Genomic DNA, 17,128 nt, shown 5'->3' on the forward strand with positions numbered 1-17,128 from the left:
TTGGTCAGGCAGATGATTGCAAAATGCAATACGGCTGCTATACCCACCAACATCGCAGAAGCAATGAAGGACACAGAGTGGACACCTTTGGCCCCCCACGTGACAACGCCCCATTCATGCCCCCAGTCAATTCCACGCAGCCCTATCACAACGGCCAAAAGCCGCAGAGCATTTTTGGCTCAACGTCTGGAATCTCATCTTATGGAGGCCTCCCCGGCCTCCCCGGCCTCCCCGGCCTCCCCGGGATGCCCGGGATGCCCGGGATGCCCGGGATGCCCGGGATGCCCGGGATGCCCGGGATGTCCGGAATGCCGGGATTCGGCGGTTCCCAAAGCCATCCCGTGCAGTCGTATCACTCCCCTTCTATTTTTCAGACGCAACCGCTGCCCTCCAGTTACATACCACACTTTGGAGGAGTGCAATCTCCTGTTGAAACCATGGAACAACCCATGGAGGAGGAAAAGCGAACAGGCAAGGGGATACGCATTTTGCCGAAACGCCTCAGTGACGAGAAGATCCAAAACAAGATCGATAAAACAATTACAGCGCAAGGCCAGCTTGACGACAATCAGAATCGACTTCATCAAGCCATGCGTGATTCGATGAGCTCGCGAAATCGCAATCTATCTGATGCACAAAAATACCACGGCCTAGCCAAGACCGCAGAAACATCCAAACAAAGAGAACAATATAAAGATGAGGCCGACAAGCATGAGCGATTTGCAGCTGGCTGGTACAACGAAGCACGACAGTACTACTCATATTTCAAAAAATATGGAAATTTGTCCAATGAAGAAAAAGGGCAACGAGCATACTTCCCTCAAGTCCAATTATCCAATCAAACAGAGGGCAAACTACGCTACCCTGACCTATTGAAGGTAGTAAACAAAAATGGCTTGCAACACAATTCATTTGTTGAGTTCAAAACCACTCGACCAGAAATGGATCAACAACAAGCCGTTTATCGAATGCTGGATAAATCAGCCACGCGTGTTCAGGCGGGGGGCCAGTCAAGTACCGTGCAAAACCTAGGAACGATAAAAAACTATAAAATAGCGTTCTCTTCCGCGCCTGGCATTTCTCAGACACAACGTACTGATATTACTAACGAACATAAATCTACGCCAGATCGAATGCCACTCGCCGTGCCGCTATCGATAAAGCAAATTCCAACCAAGCGTTAACCTCGGACAAGGCGACAATTGCCGATGTCGCCCTTGATCTATTGTGCGAGCTCCAATTCAACCGCACTGGTCAGCCCGCCCCCACACAAGGAGTGGGTCACCCTCACCACCAGCCAGCCCTCTCCATCGATTTCCGGCTTGAAGCCCGACACCATGACGGGAGTTTCCGGGTACAGGTCCGGCCGGCCGTGGGCCAGGGTGAGCGAGAACTGGGCGACGCCGCGCTGTAGCGGCTCCCATTCCGCTTTTGCTGCCCGCGTGGCGGTGGCCTTGGTGGCGTAGGTGTGGCGCAGCACGCGGACGTTGTCGGCGCTGGGATCTGTGCCTCGCCCTGGTGTCACCCCTTTCCGATCCACTGTCACGCTCTGTTTCTTCGCCGCCTTGGCATCGTGGTAGTAGGCACGCACGGACGAGAATGCATCCCGATCGGCGAAAGTGAAGCGGTGGCTATCGCCGCTGGCGCGGGTGATGGTGACCGTGAGGATCGGCTGGCCGCTGGCTGTTTGCGCCTGGCCAGCCCGGCAGAACAACAGGCGGTCAGCCTTCACCGTAGCGATGGCATCGCACTGCTGGGCGAGGCGCGTTTTCAACCGCAAGTAGCGCGAGCCGCTGGGGTTCACCAGCAGGAACAGCCCTTGGCCATCGGCCAGCTTGGTTGGCTTATCGGTCGGCGCAGTGTTACGGATTTGCAGGTCTGTGAGTGGCATTTGGGGGTAACTCATAATCGAACCGGTTACACCCCCAAAGTTACCCCCCCCCACACCTCCCTGGATTCAATCGGAATGCGCTAGACGGTGCTGGAATAAAAAACCCCCGTAAAGCTAGGCTTTACGGGGGTTTTCTGGACTTCCCAGGATAACCTAGGAAGGGTGTCTGGTGCCCGGGGTCGGACTCGAACCGACACACCTTGCGGCGGGGGATTTTGAATCCCCTGCGTCTACCGATTTCGCCACCCGGGCAGGGAAGAGCGCGATCATAAACGCGCGGCTCGACGCTGGCAAGCGCGAATCAGTCGCCTCCGCTCTGTTGCTTGAGCGCGAGTGCGCGTTGGTAGAGCGCGTTGCGCGGCGCGCCGGTGATGGATTGGGCGAGTGCGACGGCCTGCTTCACCGGCAATTCGGCGACCAGGGGTGCGAGCACATGATCGTGCGCACCCTCCTCGCCTGCATCGTCTTGCTCGGCTGCGGCGTCGATCAGCAGCACGAATTCACCACGCTGCTGGTTGCTGTCGGCTTCGACGAAACCCGCGAGCGCCCCCAGCGGTGCCCGGCGTATCGTTTCGAAGGTCTTGGTCAGTTCGCGCGCCAGCACGGCGGTGCGCTCAGGACCAAAAGCGGCGACGAGATCAGCCAGCGTATCGAGGATGCGATGCGGCGCCTCATAGAACACGGTCACGTGCGGCTGGCCCGCCAGCGGTGCCAGCGCATCCTGGCGCTGCTTGGCCTTGGGCGGCAGAAAGCCATAGAACAGCGTGTGCGGGCAGGTGAAGCCGGCGGCGGAGAGTGCAGTGGTCAGCGCGCTGGCGCCAGGCACCGGCACCACCGGGTAACCGGCGGCATGTACGGCGGCAACCAGCACCGCGCCGGGGTCGGAAATGGCCGGCGTACCCGCGTCCGACACCTGCGCCACGGCCTCGCCAGCGGCGAGACGGGCGATGATGCGCTCGGCCATCGCGCGCTCGTTGTGCTCGCGCACGCTGATCATCGGCGTGCCGATGCCGAAGTGCTTGAGCAAGTGGCCGGTCACCCGCGTGTCCTCGGCGGCGATCACGTCCACCTGGGCGAGGACTTCGCGCGCACGCGACGAAAAATCCCGCAGATTACCGATGGGCGTGGCCACCACATATAATGCAGGCCTTGTGATGATGAAGGGCTCGTTATGCACGCTCTCGGTCTCCTTGCCCGGCCATGGCGCCGGCTGATCGCGCCCGTACTATACGGCGCAGTACTGGCTGCGGCCAGCGGATGCGCCAGCCAGCAGGCGCCGCACCGTGAAACGCCGTTGGTATTGCGACCAACGCCGATGCCGACTCCGGTGGTGGAGCTGCAACCGCTGACGGACGCAGCCGCACCGGCGCCAGCCCCTGTTGCCACCCCGACAGCGGCACCGGTGGTGCGGGGGCCGGACTATATCGCGCTGTTGCTGCCCACCCGGGCCAAGAACTGGCGGGTAGCGGCCGAGACCATCCAGGCCGGCGTACTCGCGGCCCAGCGTACGCTGGCGGCCCAGTCCACGCCACCGGTGCGGACCATCGAGACCGAGGACAACGAGCAGGACATCCTCGCGGCATTCCAGCGCGCCAGCCAGGATGGTGCCGTGGCGGTGATCGGCCCGCTTTCCAAAACCGCGATCGGGCTGATCGCCGACGGGGCCGACATCGACATCCCGGTGGTGGCGTTGAACGCCTTTTCCGAGGAGACGCTGCGTCGCCCCAACCTCTATAGCTTCAATCTGGCCGTCGAAGGCGAAGCACAGCAGGCAGCGCGGCTGGTGGCCGATCGCGGCGTGCAGCGCCCGGCGGTGATCGTCGCCGACGGCAGCCTCACCCAGCGCATGGCGCAGGGCTTCAGCACGGCTTGGCGCGCTGAGCGTAACGCGCTACCTGTGGTGCTGCCGATTTCCAGCGCCAGCAACTTCAACGACCTGCGTGCCCGTATCGATGCGTCCGGTGCCGATGGCGTGTTCCTTGCCACCGACAGCCGTACCGCGCGCCGCCTGCGCCCCTTCATCGGCAACGACCTGCGCGTGTTCGCCACCAGTCAGATCGATCCGGGCAACCTGGGCTCGACCGCGTTGGTCGATCTTGCCGGCATCAGCTTCTACGACATCCCCTGGCTTGCCCGCAAGGATGACCCGACCTACGACTTCTACGCCCGGAAACGCACGCGCTCCAACGATCTTGAGCGGCTGTTCGCACAAGGCGTCGACGCCTATCGCCTGGTGATCGCCCTGCGCAGCTCGCTACCGGCCAACGTGCGCATCGACGATGGCCTCACCGGCAAGCTCAGCATCGACGCCAACGGCGTCATCCAGCGCGAGCTCACCGTGCGCACGCTGGTCGCCAATCCGGCCGAGCTGCCGCCCGAACCCACGGTCGAACCGTTGCCGACCTTGCAATGACGCAGGATGGCGCCGCCGCCGAAGAGCGCGCAGCCCAGTACCTGCAACACCAGGGGCTGCGCATTGTGGATCGCAACTGGCGTTGCCGGCGCGGCGAGATCGACCTGATCGCGCGCGACGGCGTCACGCTGGTGTTCGTCGAGGTGCGCGCCCGGGCCAGCCGCGCCTTCGGCGGTGCCGCCGCCAGCATTACCGCCGCTAAACGGGCGCGCATCATTGCCGCCGCAGAGCAATACCTGCTCGGCGTGCGCCCCACTCCGCCATGCCGGTTCGACGCGGTCTGCATCGACGGCAACGAACTCGACTGGCTGAAGAACTGTTTTGACGCGGGCTGAACCCCGCCCAAGGAAGACGATGGATTTGAACGAACGCGTGCACCGGCACTTTCTGGACAGCATTGCCGCCCAGGAAGCCACGGCCGCACTGGCGACACCGGCGATTGCCGCTGCCGCCGAGAAACTGATGCAGGCGCTGATCGCCGACGGCAAGATCCTTGCCTGTGGCAACGGCGGCTCCGCCGCCGACTCGCAGCATTTCGCCGCGCAGATGGTGGGCCGCTTCGAGCGTGAGCGGCCGGGCCTGGCCGCACTGGCACTGACCACCGATAGCTCCGTGCTCACCGCGCTCGGCAGCCACGACGATTTCGACCTGGTGTTTTCCAAACAGCTGTACGCACTGGGTCGCGCCGGCGATGTGCTGCTGGCGATTTCGCCCTCCGGCAACGCTGCCAATGTGATCTCCGCCGTGCACGCTGCGCACGACCGGCACATGAGCGTGATCGCCCTCACCGGCCGCGATGGCGGGCAGATCGGGGAACTGCTGGGCGGCGACGACGTCCACATTTGCGTGCCCGCAACCCGCACGGCCCATATCCACGAGGCGCACATCACCGTGCTGCACGCGCTTTCGGATGCCGTGGACTATCTGCTCCTGGGAGGAGAATAAGTTGTCGAAGAAGCCCCTCATCATCACCCTGATCGTTGCCGCACTGGGCCTCACCGCCTGCGTGCCAGCCGTGTTCGTTGCCGGCGCCGCCGTGGGCGCACTAGTCGGCTCGGACCCGCGTTCGCCCCAGACCCAGACCAGCGATCTGAAGATCGGTGCCGAGATCAGCGCGCGCATCATCGATGCCTACAAGGAACGCGCGCACGTCAACGTGAACGTGTTTGGCGCTCGCGTGCTGCTGACCGGCGAAGTACCGGACGATGCGGCACGACAGAACATCGCGCAACTGGCGTCGACCTACCCCGGCGTGCGGTTCGCGCACAATGAAACCGTGGTGGCGCCCCCGTCCTCGACCACCGATCGCCTCAACGACACCCAGCTCACCGCACGCGTGCGGACCGCCATCCTCACCGACGCCGGGGACGCCCATGCCATCCACTTCCTGGTCACCACCGAGCGCAAGGCGGTCTACCTGATGGGCCAAGCCAGCCCCGCCTTGACCGATATCGCGGCACGCGCCGCCAGCTATATCAGCGGGGTGGAGCGCGTGGTTAAGTACGTGGACGTGAAACAGCCATGAACCAAGGGCGCCTTAGGGCGCCCTTTTTGCTGGATGGCCTGCGCGTTACAACAGGGGCTTGATATCCCGCACAATCATCTGCATCAGCAGCGGTTGCCCCTCGGCGGTAGGATGCAGCTGGTCCCGCTGGAACAGTGTGGGCCTAGTGATCACCGGCGCGAGCAGAAAGGGCGTGAGGCCCGTCTTGTACTCCTTGGCCAGCGCCGGGTAGATGGCGGCGAAGGCGGTGGTGTAGTCCGGACCGTAGTTGGGCGGCATCTGCATACCCACGACGTGCACCTTGGCGCCGGCCCGCTGCGCGGCCTGGATCATGGTGGCAAGATTGGCCTTGGCGGCGGAAACCGGCAACCCGCGCAATCCGTCGTTGGCGCCAAGCTCGATGATCACCAGCCTGGGCTGGTGCGTTTTCAGCGCCTGCGGGAACCGCGTGACGCCACCCGCGGTCGTTTCACCGGATATGCTGGCGTTCACCACGCGGTAGGGCTTGCCCTGGCGCTTGAGCTCCGATTCCAGCAAGGTGGGCCACGCCGATCGGGCGGCAATGCCGTAGCCTGCCGAGAGGCTGTCGCCAAATACCAGCAGCACCGGATCGGCGGCGTACGCCGCGATCGGCAAGACCAACAACAATCCGGCCACGCGCAATGCGTACCGGGACAACCATCTGCAAAGGCCCGTCATCGTGACCCTGTCTCCCATACTCGAAGCCGAGGCACTCGGCAAACACGTGGCTGCGGCCACAGAAGAACTCGACATCCTGGCGGGCGTTTCGTTCTCGCTGGCCGCGGGTGCCAGTCTAGCCATCGTTGGTGCCAGCGGCTCGGGCAAATCGACCTTGCTGTCGCTGCTGGCCGGGCTAGATACGCCCACGCGCGGCACGGTGAAGCTTGCCGGAGAAAGCCTCGGCGCGCTTGATGAGGACGGCCGCGCCCGGCTGCGCGGCCGCGCTGCCGGCTTCGTGTTCCAGTCGTTCCAGCTGCTGCCTGAACTGACCGCGCTGGAAAACGCCATGCTGCCGCTGGAACTCGCCGGCCGCCACGATGCGGAAACAGTGGCCGGCAGCTGGCTGGATCGTGTCGGGCTCGGTAACCGCAAGCATCACACGCCACGCACGCTGTCCGGGGGCGAGCAGCAGCGCGTGGCGCTGGCGCGTGCGTTCGCGCCGGGGCCGCAGATCCTGTTTGCCGACGAACCCACCGGCAGCCTCGACACCCATACCGGCGAGCGCATCGCCGATCTGCTGTTCGAACTGAATGCCTCGACCGGCACCACGCTGGTCCTTGTCACCCATGACGAAAAACTGGCGGCGCGCTGCAGCGCACGGCTGCGGCTGGCCGCCGGCCAGGTGATCGAGCAGGTGGGCGTATGAGGGCCGTCGCCACCCTGGCATGGCGTCAGTTCCTGCGCGGGCTGCGGGCAGGCGAGCATCGCACGCTGATCGCCGCGCTCGCCGTCACCATCGCCGCGCTGACCGCCGTGGGCCTGTTCGCCGGGCGGGTGAACGGGCTGCTCAACAGCGAGGCCAACAACCTGCTCGCCGCCGACGCGGTCGTCTCGGCCGACCACCCGCTGCCTGCCCACTTCGCCGCCAGCGCCAGGCAGCGTGGCCTGACCCTTGCCCACACCCAGTCGTTCTCGTCGATGGCTGCAGCCGGTGACGACGCCGTGCTGGCCAGCGTCAAGGCACTGGATGGCCCCTACCCCTTGCGTGGCACCCTGCTGCTCGCCACGGCACAGGGTGAGCGCGCCGCGCGCGCGGCTCCCCGGCCAGGCGAAGTCTGGATCGACGATCGCCTCGCCGCGCGACTGCGACTGAAGGTGGGCGACACCTTGCGCCTGGGCACGCTGCAGCAGCGCATCGGTGCGCTGATCGTGCGCGAGCCGGATCTGGCGCTGGAATTTTCCGGGCTGCAACCCCGGCTGATCATGAACGCGACCGACCTGCCGCGCTCGGGCTTGATCGGCTTTGGCAGCCGCATCCGCTACCGCCTGCTCGTCGCTGGTGACGCCAACGCCGTCACCGCCTGGCGCGGCACGACCGAGGCTCGGCTCGATCGCGGAGAGCGGCTGGAGAACGTGCGCGAATCGCAACCGCAGGTGCGGCGTGCACTGGAGCGCGCGGAAACCTTTTTGCGCCTCGTCACGCTGCTCGCCGCGACGCTGGCCGGCACGGCCGTGCTGCTGGCAGCCCGCCGCTACAGCACGCGCCAGGCCGATGCGGTCGCCCTGTTCGTCACGCTGGGCGCCACACGGGCGCGTATCCGTGGCCTGCTGTTCATCGAGCTGGCCTTGATCTTCGTACTGGCCGCACTGCTGGGCGGCGCCGTCGGCTGGGTTACGCAGGAAGCACTGTCCTGGCTGATCCGCGACAGCCTGCCCAAGGCCTTGCCAGCGCCGACGCCCCTGCCCTGGCTCGCCGCCTGCGCGCTGGGCCTCACGCTGCTGGCTGGCGTGGCAGGGCCCACGCTGATGCAGCTGGCACGCACGCCGCCGGCCCGGGTGCTGCGACGCGAGCTGTCGGCCCCGCCACGCCTGTGGCTGAGCCTGTCCGCCACGCTGATCGCTGCCTGCGCCGTGTTCTACTGGGTGGCCGGCAGCGCCAAGCTGGCGCTCCTGGTGGCCGGCGGGATCGCCGGCGCGCTCGTCGTCGCGGGTCTCTTGGGCTGGCTGCTGCTGAAGGGAATGTCGCGCTTCGCACGCGGCTTCGCGGCGAGGATCGCGCTGCGGCAACTGGCCAGGCGCAGCTGGCTGTCCGCCGCGCAACTGGGTGCCCTGGCAATCGGCCTGTTGGGACTGTGGCTGCTGACGGCGGTCGAACGCGATCTGCTCTCGGCATGGGAGCAACGGTTGCCAGCGGACGCACCCAATGTGTTCGCCTTCAATATCCAGCCCGACCAAGCGCAGGCTTTCCAGACGACCATCGCCGCCGATGGCGTATCAGGCGCGGTGCTGCAGCCGATGATACGCGGGCGCTGGCAAACGCATAACGGCAAGCCGGTCGAGCCCAAGCGCTACGACGACGACCGTGCCAAGCGCTTGTCCGAGCGCGAATTCAACCTGTCCTGGGGCGAGATGCTGCGCGCCGACAACCGCCTCACCACAGGCGCACCGCTTGCCGATTCTGGCTGGTCGGTGGAGGTAGGCCTCGCCGAAACACTCGGTATCCAGGTGGGCGACACGCTGGGCTTCGATGTCGGCGGCACGCCCATAGCCGCCAGGGTGGTGAACCTGCGCACCGTGGAGTGGGATTCGTTCCGGGTGAACTTCTTCGTCGTTGGCACCGGCCCCATGTTCGCCGATGCCCCGACCAGCCTGATCACCAGCTTCCACCTGCCGCCCGGGCGCGACAACGCAATGGCGCAATGGTCGCGCGCCTATCCCAACGTGACCTTCATCGACGTGGCCCAGGTGCTGAACGAGGTGCGGCGCGTGCTGGGCCTGTCCGCCAGTGTGCTGCGGCTGGTGTTCGTGTTCTGCCTCGCGGCCGGCATCGTGGTGCTGCTGGCGGCGCTGGAAACCTCGGCACCGGAGCGGCGGCGCGAAGCGGCCATCCTACGCGCGCTCGGCGCGCACAGTCGCCAGATTGCTGCGATCCAGTGGTGGGAAGGCGCGCTGATTGGCGCCACCGCCGGCCTCGTCGCCGGTTTGGCTGCCGCGGTAACCGGCTGGGCGGTCGGCACCCAGGTGCTGGGGCTGACCGTGGCGATCAACTGGCTGCTGCCGCTCTACAGCACCGCCGCGGGCCTCGCGCTGGCGGCGCTCGTCACCGTGTGGGAGCGCCGCCAGCTGGCACGCTCAAGTGCGCTGGCGCTGATCCGCGATCCGGGCTGAGCTGGCGCGCCATGCGTGCCTGGCATGGCGCAGTTGCAGCGCCAGCATTCCGTGCGCACGCGGCTTTGGTTATGCTGCAACCATCAAACAGGGGAGAACAATGATGGCTGCAGGCTGGTTCGTGGATACGGTGGTACCGGCGCTGATCGTGACCAGCATCGTCTGCCTGGTTGGCTATGCGCTGCTGGCGCGCCTGGTATACGACTACATTGCGCGCAACTATGGCGACCTGCTGCCGCAGCGCGATAGCTGGGTGCAGGGCGACGACATCGCCATGGGCTTCGTCACCGCGCTGGGCCACATCAATCGCACGGGCGGCTGGCGCCGCATCGAAAGCGTGTTCTGGCGCCGGCTCTATCTGCTGAACCGCGCGCTGGGCTGGATTGGTTCGATCGCGCTGGCGATTTTCCTCGCGGGCTTCTTTGTCTGACCGCGCCCGCAGCGCGCGGGACGGCACGGCAAAAAAAAGCCCCGCTCCAGGCGGGGCACAAGCCGTACTCGATCTGCCGGTCGGTCAGACCAGGCGCAATTCGGTTTGCGGGTCGAACAGCACCACCTTGCCCATGTCGAGCTTGAGACGCATCGTCTCGCCCGGATGACGCGCGGCGCGCGGATGCACGCGCGCGACCACTTCCTTGCCATTCACCTGGGTGAAGATCATGGTGTCCGGGCCCGTCGGTTCGGTCAGGTGCACCTTGCAGGCGAGGCCAGGCTCGCCCTCTTCGGCGACTTCAATCTGCTCCGGGCGCACGCCCAGGATCACCTTCTGGCCGATACGATCGGCCAGGCGCGCACCGTTGGGTAACGCCACGAAACGCGCGTCGCCCTCGCTTTGCAGGCTCACGCCGTATTCACCGCCCTGCTCGGCCAGATGGCATTCGACGAAATTCATCGACGGCGAACCGATGAAACCTGCGACGAACAGGTTGGACGGGCGCTCGTAGATCTCTTCCGGGCTGCCGAACTGCTGGATGATGCCATCCTTCATCACGGCGATCTTGTCGCCCAGCGTCATCGCCTCGATCTGGTCATGCGTCACGTAGACGATGGTGGTCTTCAGCCGATGGTGCAGCTGCTTGATCTCGGTGCGCATCTCGACGCGTAGCTTGGCATCGAGGTTGGACAAGGGCTCGTCGAACAGGAACAGCTTGGGGTCGCGCGCCAGCGCCCGGCCCATCGCCACGCGCTGCCGCTGGCCACCCGAGAGCTGGCCCGGCTTGCGATCGAGCAGGTGGTCGATCTGCAGCATCTTGGAGACACGGGCGATGATCTCGTCCTGCTCTTTCTTGGGCACGCCGCGCGTTTCCATGCCAAAGGCAATGTTCTTGCGCACATTCATCGTCGGGTAGAGCGCATAGCTCTGGAACACCATGGCGATGTCGCGATCCTTGGGCGCGACGTTGTTGACGATGCGCTCGCCGATATGGACTTCGCCCGTGGTCGGAGCCTCCAGCCCGGCGATGATGTTCATCAGCGTCGATTTGCCGCAGCCCGAAGGTCCGACCAGGATCAGGAATTCGCCGGCCTCGATATGGATATCGATGCCCTTGAGGATGTGGGTGTCACCGAAGCTCTTGGTGACATTCTTGATGGCGAGTGCGCCCATGTGTTTCTCCGTTTTTGGCCCGAACGGCGCAGCCGGCGCCGTCAGATTCCGGTGTTGTTCGATCAGCCCTTCACGGCGCCGGCGGTCAAGCCGCGCACGAAATACTTGCCGGCCAGCACATAGACGATGATGGTCGGTAGCGCCGCGATGATGGCCGCGGCCATGTCGACGTTGTATTCCTTGACACTGGTCGAGGTATTGGCGAGGTTGTTCAGACCCACGGTGATCGGCTGGCTGTCGCCGCTGGAGAACACCACGCCGAACAGGAAGTCGTTCCAGATCTGCGTGAACTGCCAGATCAGCACCACCATCACGATGGGCGTCGACATCGGCAGCACCACCTTGAAGAAGATGCGCCAGAAGCCGGCGCCATCGAGGCGCGCCGCCTTGATCAGCTCATCCGGAATGCCCACGTAGTAGTTGCGAAAGAACAGCGTGGTCGAGGCAATGCCGAACACCACATGCACGAACACGAGGCCGGCGACCGAGCGCGCCATGCCGAACCAGCCCAGCGTCTGCGCCATCGGCAGCAACACCACCTGGAACGGGATGAATACCCCGAACAGGATCAGCGCGAAGGTGAGCTCGGAGCCGCGAAAGCGCCACTTGGACAGCACGTAGCCGTTGATGGCGCCCAGCGTGGTCGAGATCAGCACGGCCGGGATGACCATCTGCACCGAGTTCCAGAAGTAGCGCGACAGGCCGCCACATTCCACGCCGGTGCAAGCGGTGGCCCATGCCTTGCCCCAGGCATCGAAGGTGATGCTCATCGGCAGCGCGATCAGGTTGCCGGCACGGATCTCGTCCATGCTCTTCACCGAGGTGGTGGCCATGATGTAGAGCGGCAACAGGTAGTAGACGGCGGCGTACACCAAGACCGCGTAGAGCGCGACGCGCCAGAGCTTGTTTTGATTATCCATTGCGGCTGCCTCGCAGTTCCGAATACAGGTAGGGCACGACGATGGCGGCGACCGTCATCAGCATCATCATCGCGCTGGCGGCGCCGACGCCCATCTGGCCGCGGGTGAATGCCGTCGAATACATGAAGGTGGCCGGCACATCGGACGAGAAGCCCGGGCCTCCGCCGGTGAGCGCCATCACCAAGTCGAAGCTCTTGATCGCGATATGCGCGAGGATCATCAGCGTGGAGAAAAACACCGGACGCAGCGCCGGCAGCACGATCTTCCAGTAGATGCGTGGCAGGCTGGCGCCATCAATCTGGGCCGCCTTGATGATCGAATCGTCGATGCCCCGCAGGCCTGCCAGGAACAGCGCCATCACGAAGCCGGACGACTGCCAGATGCCGGCGATCACCACGGTGTAGATCGACATGTCCGGATTCACCAGCCAATCGAAGGTGAAGTTGGTGAAGCCCCAGTCCTGCACCAGCTTCTCCAGGCCCAGCCCGGGGTTCAGCATCCATTTCCAGGCGGTACCGGTGACGATGAACGACAGTGCCATCGGGTACAGGTAGAGGGTGCGCAGCGCCCCTTCCTGGCGCACTTTCTGGTCGAGCAGCACAGCGAGAAAAATACCTACCGCCATCGCGCCGCCAATGAACAGGCTGCCAAAGATGAAGAGGTTCTTCACCGCAACCCACCAGCGTTCGTTCGCGAACAGCGTGGTGTACTGGGCTAGCCCCGCCCACTCGTAGTTGGGCAACAGGCGCGATGTGGTGAATGACAGGTAGCCATTCCACAGAATGAAGCCGTAGACGAAGACCAGCGTCAGCAAGAAGGACGGTGCCAGCACGAGGCGCGGCAGCCAGCGCTCCGCGAAGCCGTACTGCGCCGGTCCGTTATAGGAAGTCATGATCGTTTCTCCAGACACCCGGAATCGGGGTCGTGAGCCGCGCGCTTGTCAGGGTGCGGCTAGCTCACAGAGGGAGCCGGTCACCGATCCGGTGACCGGCAGGCGTGCAATTACTGAACCTTGGCAGCGGCGGCGAGCTTGTCCGCAGCTTGCTTGGCGGTCATCTTGTCGTCGTTCCAGAACTGCGAAACAACGTCATAGATCGCGCCTTGCGTGGCCGAATGGACCGCCATGCCATGCGCCATCGACGGCTGCAGCGTGCCCTTCTTGTTCGTGGCCTGGAAATCCTTGGCCGACTCCTGGCCGCAGGCGTCGAACTTGGCCATGTTCATGCCTGAACGAACCGGGATCGAGCCCTTGTTCAGGTTGAACACTTCCTGGAACTGCGGGCTCATCACGGCCGAGGCGAAGTCCTTCTCACCCTTCTCCGCATCCTTGTTCGGCAGCTTGAACATGGCGAAGCTGTCGATGTTGAAGGTGTAGGCGTTGGCGGTGCCCGGAGCCGGTACGCACAGGAAGTCCTTGCCTGGTACCTTGCCGGCGGCCAGGAATTCGCCCTTGGCCCAGTCACCCATGAACTGCATCGCGGCCTTGCCGTTGATGACCATGGCAGTCGCCAGGTTCCATTCGCGACCCGGAGCGTTCTTGTCGGTGTACGGCTTGATGCGCTTGTAGGTTTCCAGCGCCTTCACCATGGTCGCGCTCTTGAGCGTGTTCTGGTCCAGTTGCACCAGCGACTTCTTGTAGAAGTCCGCGCCGCCCACGCCCAGTACCACCGATTCGAACACGGTGGCGTCCTGCCACGGTTGGCCACCGTAGGCCACCGGCTGGATGCCAGCCTTCTTCAGCGCTTCGGCGGTGGCAAAGAATTCGTCGATGGTCGTCGGAACCTTGGCGTTGGCCTTCTTCAAGAGTTCCGGATTTACCCACAGCCAGTTCACGCGGTGCACGTTGACCGGCACGGCCACGTAGCTGCCCTTGTACTTCATCACGTTGGAGACCACCGGCGGCAAGAGCTTGTCCCAACCTTCCTTCTTGGCCACGTCATCGATCGACGCCAGCACGCCCTCATCACCCCATTCCTGGATCGCAGGGCCCTTGATTTGCGCGGCGGTCGGCGCATTGCCGGATACCACGCGCGTCTTCAGTGCAGTCATTGCGTTCTCGCCGGCACCGCCCGCGACCGCGAAGTCTTTCCACTTGTGGCCCTTGGCTTCGAGCATCTTCTTGAGCTCGGCAGCGGCCTTGGCCTCGCCGCCAGACGTCCACCAGTGCAGCACTTCCACTTCAGCAGCATTGGCCGCAAAAGCCACCGCCATCGTGGCGGCACACAGCGTCATACGCAAAGCTTGCATTTGTTGTGTCTCCTTGGCACGAGCCGCCCCATGGCGTGCCCGATGCAGCCACTGTAGTCACAAGCCAAATGCTACGGAATGAGGTGTGCCATGTAAGGCGTTTGCCGTATTGGCGAGAAGAATACGCAAAGCAGGCAGAAAAGGATCAAACAGGGGTCACGTATGGTGCAAGCAAGCAAAGAAAAAGGGCAGCCGAAGCTGCCCTTTCTCATGACTGGAACTAATCGGTTCAGATGAACTGATTAGAAGCCGGTCCAAGTACCAACCAGGATACGGGTGGCATTGTCTTCCGATGCAGCCAGGCCGTCGGCGTTTTGCCAGATAACAGCGTTGCTGTTCCAGTCAGCACCAACCATGTTGTGGCGGATCTGCAGGAAAGCACCGGTGTTCTTCGACAGGGCGTAATCCCACTGGAAGCCGATGGTTTCGAAGGTGTTGTCGTCTTGGTTAGCGCCATCAAGCTCGGATTCTTGCCAGAAATAACCCAGGCTCAGAGCGTTCTTGCCGAACGAGTAGGTGCCACCGATCAGGTAACCGATTTGATCGGCATCCGCACTACCGGCGTCGAGGCTCGCACCACGGACAGCTGCGCGCAGGGCGAAGTCACCGAAGGTTGCACGGCCACCGACGATCCAGTTCGCGTAATCAACACCGTTCACTTCGCTCAGACCGTTCGGGCGGGTGCTCGACGGGCCGCCGGCCCAGTCACGACCAGCAGGAACCGGGAGGCCGTCTTTGGCAGCGTAGTAGCCAGCATCCAGGTTGAAGTTGCCAGCGGCGAAGTGACCAGCCACTTCGTAGGCTTGCACGTCGCTACCGTAGGCATCACCGATGTCGTACACGGCGGAGAAGTTGAAGCCACCGAAGTTCGGCGAAGCGTAGCCGATACCTTGACCGAAGCCAACGTTAGGCACTTCACCCACGGTACCCGAGAAGCCCTTCGAGCCATACGGCCAGTCTTGGATCAGATAGGTTTCGGACCATTGGTTACCGAACTTCAGGGTACCCCAGGAACCACCGTAAGCGATCCAAGCTTCACGGATGCCCCACGAATCGAAACGATCCGGGGTAGCAACCTTCTGAGCCAGGCGCCACGACAGCACGTCGCCCGAATCCAGCTTGTCCTTGCCGTCAACGTTGATCACGATGGCGATTTCTTGCAGCAGCTTGCCGCCGGTGTCGCCATTGCCTTTGTCATTGTTGGTGCGATAGAACAGATCCATTTCAGCCGAGCCGCTGATGGACACATCAGCAAAAGCCGGGGCAGCGAAGAGTGCTGCGACGGAAGCAGCAACCAGAGCACGCTTGAACATTTATAGGTCTCCTGAATTAAGAAGTTGGTGGTTTACACCAGCTTGTAGCGGTGAAGCCATCGTTACCTCCGGCTTAACCCTGAGGCAGAGAATAAAAGAACGAGCGGGACAGTCGCAAACCGGGAACGGTCTTACAGCTAACTTTGTCGCTTGTACGCAACAAACAGCCGCTCATCCGACTCACGGGCAAAACAAAACCGCCGGCGAAGCGGCGGTTTTGTTGGCTTGGCGGGATTACCGTCTAGTGCTTGGCCATCACGCGGACCATTTCCAGCACCTTGCTGGAATAGCCCCATTCGTTGTCATACCACGACACCAGTTTGACGAAGGTCTTGTCGAGTGAAATGCCGGCAGTGGCGTCGAACACCGAGGTGCACGACTCGCCACGAAAGTCGGTGGAGACCACTTTCTCGTCGGTGTAGCCGAGCACACCCTTCAGCTCGCCTTCGGAGGCGGCCTTGAGCGCGGCGCAGATTTCCTCGTAGCTCGCTTCCTTGTTCAGCTCGACCGTCAGATCGACCACCGAGACGTCGGACGTCGGCACGCGGAACGACATGCCGGTCAGCTTGCCCTTCACCGACGGAATCACTACGCCCACGGCCTTGGCGGCGCCGGTCGACGACGGGATGATGTTTTCCAGGATACCGCGACCGCCGCGCCAGTCCTTGTTGGACGGGCCATCGACCGTCTTCTGTGTCGCCGTGGTGGCATGCACGGTCGTCATCAGGCCGCGCTTGATGCCGAACACGTCATTCACCACCTTGGCCAGCGGCGCTAAGCAATTGGTGGTGCACGAGGCGTTGGAGATGATGGCCTCACCGGCGTAGGTCTTGTGGTTCACGCCGTAGACGAACATCGGGGTATCGTCCTTCGACGGTGCGGACAGGATCACCTTCTTGGCGCCGGCTGCCAGATGCTTTTCGGCGGTTTCCTTGGTCAGGAACAGGCCGGTCGATTCGACCACGATGTCCGCACCGACTTCGCCCCACTTCAGCTCGGCCGGATCCTTCACGGCGGTCAGCCGGATGGTCTTGCCGTTGACCACCAGGTGGCCGTTCTCGACCTTCACGTCGCCCTTAAACTTGCCGTGCACCGAATCGTGCTTGAGCATATAGGCGAGGTAATCCGGCTCCAAAAGATCGTTGATGCCGACGATCTCGATGTCGTCCGAGAAATTGTAAACAGCGGCACGGAATACCATGCGGCCGATCCGGCCGAAGCCGTTGATGCCTACCTTGATCGCCATGAATCTTCTCCGAGAGAGTAGTGGGACCGAGCGAGCCCGGGATGATTGAATGCTGCCGCAGCACCGCCACGCGATTCTTAGTGTCAGGACAAGATCGCGCGGGCGGAGCGAAGCAACTGATCCAGCACTCGCTGCACCC

17 protein-coding genes and 1 tRNA gene are annotated in these 17,128 nt (G+C 63.4%); 8 read left to right on the forward strand and 10 right to left on the reverse strand.

Features of this window, described 5'->3' with window-relative positions:
- The first annotated feature begins 449 nt into the window (after positions 1-449).
- Positions 450-1,184 carry a hypothetical protein gene (locus tag NLI84_RS01970; protein ID WP_255987812.1) on the forward strand — a complete coding sequence of 245 codons (735 nt, stop codon included), beginning with the start codon at positions 450-452 and terminating at the stop codon, positions 1,182-1,184.
- 38 nt (positions 1,185-1,222) lie between these two features.
- Here NLI84_RS01970 and NLI84_RS01975 read toward each other — a convergent pair whose 3' ends face one another.
- The 3 genes from NLI84_RS01975 to rsmI form a co-directional block, all read right to left on the reverse strand.
- Positions 1,223-1,891 (reverse strand): integrase arm-type DNA-binding domain-containing protein, encoded by a 669-nt coding sequence (locus NLI84_RS01975; protein ID WP_255987813.1) that lies wholly within the window; start codon positions 1,889-1,891, stop codon positions 1,223-1,225.
- Between the two features lie 167 nt (positions 1,892-2,058).
- Positions 2,059-2,143, reverse strand: a tRNA-Leu gene (locus NLI84_RS01980).
- Between the two features lie 49 nt (positions 2,144-2,192).
- A complete protein-coding gene (gene rsmI / locus NLI84_RS01985; protein WP_255987814.1) occupies positions 2,193-3,068 on the reverse strand; it encodes a 16S rRNA (cytidine(1402)-2'-O)-methyltransferase in 876 nt (291 codons plus the stop codon).
- Between rsmI and NLI84_RS01990 the strand changes: the two genes are divergently transcribed.
- The 4 genes from NLI84_RS01990 to NLI84_RS02005 are packed head-to-tail and all read left to right on the forward strand — an operon-like array spanning position 3,063 to position 5,829.
- The gene (locus NLI84_RS01990) at positions 3,063-4,304 is read left to right on the forward strand and encodes a penicillin-binding protein activator (protein ID WP_255987815.1); all 1,242 of its coding nucleotides are present in this window, start codon (positions 3,063-3,065) and stop codon (positions 4,302-4,304) included. The two genes, rsmI and NLI84_RS01990, sit on opposite strands and share 6 nt — an antisense overlap.
- Complete coding sequence (locus tag NLI84_RS01995; RefSeq protein WP_255987817.1) at positions 4,301-4,639, forward strand: YraN family protein; 339 nt, start codon at positions 4,301-4,303, stop codon at positions 4,637-4,639. The genes NLI84_RS01990 and NLI84_RS01995 overlap by 4 nt, the downstream gene beginning before the upstream one ends.
- A gap of 19 nt (positions 4,640-4,658) precedes the next feature.
- The gene (locus tag NLI84_RS02000; protein WP_255987819.1) at positions 4,659-5,249 is read left to right on the forward strand and encodes a phosphoheptose isomerase; all 591 of its coding nucleotides are present in this window, start codon (positions 4,659-4,661) and stop codon (positions 5,247-5,249) included.
- A gap of 1 nt (position 5,250) precedes the next feature.
- Positions 5,251-5,829, forward strand: coding sequence for a BON domain-containing protein (locus NLI84_RS02005; protein ID WP_255987820.1), 579 nt, complete (start codon positions 5,251-5,253; stop codon positions 5,827-5,829).
- A 45-nt stretch (positions 5,830-5,874) separates the two neighbouring features.
- Here the strand turns inward: NLI84_RS02005 and NLI84_RS02010 are convergent, their stop codons facing one another.
- A complete protein-coding gene (locus NLI84_RS02010; RefSeq protein ID WP_255987827.1) occupies positions 5,875-6,450 on the reverse strand; it encodes an arylesterase in 576 nt (191 codons plus the stop codon).
- Positions 6,451-6,514: 64 nt separating this feature from the next.
- Here NLI84_RS02010 and NLI84_RS02015 point away from each other — a divergent pair, with 64 nt between their 5' ends.
- From NLI84_RS02015 to NLI84_RS02025, 3 genes are all read left to right on the forward strand, one after another.
- Entirely contained in the window at positions 6,515-7,195 is a 681-nt protein-coding gene (locus NLI84_RS02015) for an ABC transporter ATP-binding protein (protein ID WP_284699774.1), read from the forward strand.
- Positions 7,192-9,657, forward strand: a complete 2,466-nt coding sequence (locus NLI84_RS02020; protein ID WP_255987833.1) for an ABC transporter permease — start codon at positions 7,192-7,194, stop codon at positions 9,655-9,657. The genes NLI84_RS02015 and NLI84_RS02020 overlap by 4 nt, the downstream gene beginning before the upstream one ends.
- Before the next feature lie 103 nt (positions 9,658-9,760).
- The gene (locus tag NLI84_RS02025) at positions 9,761-10,087 is read left to right on the forward strand and encodes a hypothetical protein (RefSeq protein WP_255987834.1); all 327 of its coding nucleotides are present in this window, start codon (positions 9,761-9,763) and stop codon (positions 10,085-10,087) included.
- Between the two features lie 84 nt (positions 10,088-10,171).
- Here NLI84_RS02025 and NLI84_RS02030 read toward each other — a convergent pair whose 3' ends face one another.
- From NLI84_RS02030 to gap, 6 genes are all read right to left on the reverse strand, one after another.
- Positions 10,172-11,263, reverse strand: coding sequence for an ABC transporter ATP-binding protein (locus NLI84_RS02030; RefSeq protein WP_255987835.1), 1,092 nt, complete (start codon positions 11,261-11,263; stop codon positions 10,172-10,174).
- Between the two features lie 62 nt (positions 11,264-11,325).
- The gene (locus NLI84_RS02035) at positions 11,326-12,183 is read right to left on the reverse strand and encodes a carbohydrate ABC transporter permease (protein WP_255987836.1); all 858 of its coding nucleotides are present in this window, start codon (positions 12,181-12,183) and stop codon (positions 11,326-11,328) included.
- The gene (locus NLI84_RS02040) at positions 12,176-13,075 is read right to left on the reverse strand and encodes a carbohydrate ABC transporter permease (RefSeq protein ID WP_255987838.1); all 900 of its coding nucleotides are present in this window, start codon (positions 13,073-13,075) and stop codon (positions 12,176-12,178) included. Before NLI84_RS02040 ends, NLI84_RS02035 begins: the two co-directional genes overlap by 8 nt.
- A gap of 110 nt (positions 13,076-13,185) precedes the next feature.
- On the reverse strand, positions 13,186-14,430 hold the full coding sequence (locus NLI84_RS02045; protein ID WP_255987839.1) for an ABC transporter substrate-binding protein: 1,245 nt from the start codon (positions 14,428-14,430) through the stop codon (positions 13,186-13,188).
- 242 nt (positions 14,431-14,672) lie between these two features.
- Complete coding sequence (locus tag NLI84_RS02050; RefSeq protein ID WP_255987840.1) at positions 14,673-15,743, reverse strand: porin; 1,071 nt, start codon at positions 15,741-15,743, stop codon at positions 14,673-14,675.
- Positions 15,744-15,984: 241 nt separating this feature from the next.
- Complete coding sequence (gene gap, locus NLI84_RS02055; RefSeq protein WP_255987841.1) at positions 15,985-16,989, reverse strand: type I glyceraldehyde-3-phosphate dehydrogenase; 1,005 nt, start codon at positions 16,987-16,989, stop codon at positions 15,985-15,987.
- Positions 16,990-17,128 lie beyond the last annotated feature (139 nt).

The organism is Chitinolyticbacter albus (assembly GCF_024437655.1).
GTDB lineage: Bacteria > Pseudomonadota > Gammaproteobacteria > Burkholderiales > Chitinibacteraceae > Chitinolyticbacter > Chitinolyticbacter albus.